This window comes from Alteromonas sp. ASW11-130 (assembly GCF_026183735.1).
Taxonomy (GTDB): domain Bacteria; phylum Pseudomonadota; class Gammaproteobacteria; order Enterobacterales; family Alteromonadaceae; genus Alteromonas.
In genome coordinates this window covers 1-2,768 of record NZ_JAPFRE010000029.1, presented here as the reverse complement: position 1 = coordinate 2,768, position 2,768 = coordinate 1, and the positions used below count along the sequence as shown (strand labels likewise).

General features: G+C 44.0%; 2 protein-coding genes. Both read right to left on the bottom strand.

Annotated elements, in window-relative coordinates; translation table 11 throughout:
• Positions 1-192: 192 nt before the first annotated feature.
• Positions 193-1,035: an amidohydrolase family protein gene (locus OPS28_RS11735; RefSeq protein WP_265609655.1), complete on the bottom strand. Its 843-nt coding sequence runs from the start codon at positions 1,033-1,035 to the stop codon at positions 193-195.
• 532 nt (positions 1,036-1,567) lie between these two features.
• Positions 1,568-2,260 carry a lipid-binding SYLF domain-containing protein gene (locus tag OPS28_RS11730; RefSeq protein WP_265609654.1) on the bottom strand — a complete coding sequence of 231 codons (693 nt, stop codon included), beginning with the start codon at positions 2,258-2,260 and terminating at the stop codon, positions 1,568-1,570.
• Positions 2,261-2,768 lie beyond the last annotated feature (508 nt).

The following is a 2,768-nucleotide window of genomic DNA, read 5'->3' as shown; positions in this document are numbered from 1 at the left end:
ACAGCTCCTTGATAGACAAGGCCTGGGCTGGAAGCGTATGAAATCAAATTCGTGGGGATCCCTCAGACTCTGACCCCATTTCTAATTTCTATTGCACACATCCCATCAGTCTAGTGGGGTTTACAAGTTGTTCGGGCACGAACGCTGCTAAATGGACAATAAAATCTGGGGGTTCAAAGATCATATGCGTGATCACTGAACATGATGCGCATCAATTTCAGCTTGCGAGAGCTCCAGAAAGCGAGCTGCATTATGGTAAAGAATTCCACGCCTCTCAACCTGAGTAAGAAAGTCGAATGACTCTAGTCTTTCTATAGACTTTTCAATCGCATGAGGCCAGACCATTTGGTCCGTTCCGAACATGACTCGCTCAAGAATGCCATATTCCTTCGCTCTCTTTAAAAATTCCTCTCCATAATGCATTGGCATTGGGTGAACCCACAAGACAACGCCGAGATCCGCGTAGACCTGTGGGTAGGCAACCATAAGTCGCAGCGCCTCTTTGTGAAACATTTCACTAGCATGCATTAAGTACACTTTTAGTTTAGGATATTTTACAAGGACATCCTCAATGAGAAGCGGGTTACCCAATACAAGGCGAGCGTCTGGTGACCCCCGATACGTGGTCTCTGGTGGTCCGCCACCAGTGTGAATGGCCACAGGAATACCATTTTCTTCGCAGATTTTCAGATATGGATCGTACATCGGATCGGCTAGCGTTTTACCGGCGTAAAAAGCACCTATCTCTCCAAAAATATCGACTTTGCCATCTTTGACAAGTTGCTCAAACTTTTGAGGCCTCCAATCTTCCGACCGTGAAAAGCCGATTCCACGCAGCAGCCTCTGATCTTTGTCTTTAGATATCCATAGCTCTTCGGATCCCGAGCTACCACTGATAACACCTAAAACAATTTTGTGGTGTCGCATTGATTCGTAAGTTTGCTCAAAGTGTGCCTCAGCTGTTGGTGGTGCCATTTGTCCATATTCGTCAGGAGCGACATAGTAAGACTGGTCGCTATAACTGTGCAGGTGCATGTCGATTATTGGTAAATTAGAAGTCTCTGCAAAAACCGATAGATGTAGAAACAACAATGCGAACAAAACTGAAATAGATTTCATAAGATCTTTCTCGATTTGAATAAAAAACGTCCGAAGGTATAGGTTTAATTAAAGGTCATTTTTTATAAATTTAAAGTACGTGCTGCCTCAAATTCCTATATTTACCTCTCTTTTATATCCCTGGAGGAATAAGGGGGTCAGAGTACTTTTCTACAAGGCATTCATACAACGAGCCGCGCCCGCTAAAACTCTGGCTTACGTAAATGAGTGATGAGAGCTGTACTCGAAAAACGCTTTTTACCAATTGGGTTTTGACCAGTCGGCCGGATATAACTAGTAAGAATTCTTATGACATTCAAGTATTGTGAACGTCGTTGAAGTGACGAAATTATTTTGTATTTTGTGTTGCGGATTTCGTTAGTAAGGCTGGTTAATGACGAATTCTTAGATTAAAAGCGCGCCAAAAAAAGGGGGCTTATTACCCCCTTCTATGCATCTTACAATTCGCTTAGTTTCGAGCAGTCAGTATCATAAGAGCTGGATTTTTATTGTCCGAACTTACTTTGCCACTTGCTACTTCTTGTGGGCCCACCGTCGAACCGTAATAGGCAGTATTTTCATCGTCATCCCACATGATATTTTCGACGCTAAGTGCGATATCCGCAAACGCGCCTTCAGTATCAGTCCATACAACGATGTCTCCCTTGCCCCAGGAGGCTTGTCCGCGCGCAGAATAGTCTATAATCGACAAGCCCGCGTCGGCGTTAAGGGAGAAGTTATTGTCGTCCATGAATGTTTCTACCGCTTTTTCGTTCTGTAACACCATCGCAATCTGACCGGCTTCTATACCGGCCTCGATTCCAGCATTCACGGCACCAATGTTATAGAACATCGGGCCGCTCCAGTCGCTGCCGTCACGCACTAACAACACGCCTTCACCCCCGGATGCGCCGACACCTAGTGCAACGCGAGCATAGTTAGGGATAAGAAAGACGCCCTGCGCTTTATCTAGTAGATTGGCGAGTGCATTGTCTTCCTTCATATCGCGAAGCACTTCAGCAGCACCCTCTAGCGTATCATTGGTTTCAGCTTTAACTTCAGCTGGGTCATCTAGTCTCTCTGCCTGTGCGTTCACACTTAGGCCTGCGGTGGCTAGCGCAAACATGGTGGCAGTCGTTAATGTTTTCAGTTGGGTTTTCATTGTAACCTCCCGTTGATCATTAAAGATAGGTACAACTGAAAAGAGGGGCAAGGACTATACCGAGAGTGATTTTGCGCAGGGATCTTTCGCACAGGCCTTTACTAGACAGCCCTGAAGAGAAATTTTGGTTCTGTGCTCAACAACAAATGTTGAATCTGCGAATGAAAATATTTCCGAAAACTTGCATGATTTTCAGACCGAAGTGAATCTCAGTTCTTAAAATTTGATTAAAAAGATAATAGACCAGTCGCCATTTACCATAGGCATCGACGCAACTCGATTAATCTACCGTATAGATTGCAGCAAGCTTCTAAGAGAAAAAGGAAAAAGGAAAAAGGAAAAAGGAAAAGGGAAAAGGGAGCAGAGTACTTTTTACTTTGTACTTTGTACTTTTTACTTTTCTGAAGGAAGTTTATAAAAGTACTCTGACCCTGAGGTATCCCCACAAATAATTACGGTAAATCAGTGAGATAAAAAAGAAGGGAACATTCATGACGTTTGGTGATCA

What these genes read in the sequence shown, in the direction of transcription:
- OPS28_RS11735 (WP_265609655.1), bottom strand. Translation starts at nt 1,035, where the DNA reads ATGCACCTGCACAGTTATAGCGACCAGTCTTACTATGTCGCTCCTGAC.
- OPS28_RS11730 (WP_265609654.1), bottom strand. Translation starts at nt 2,260, where the DNA reads ATGAAAACCCAACTGAAAACATTAACGACTGCCACCATGTTTGCGCTA.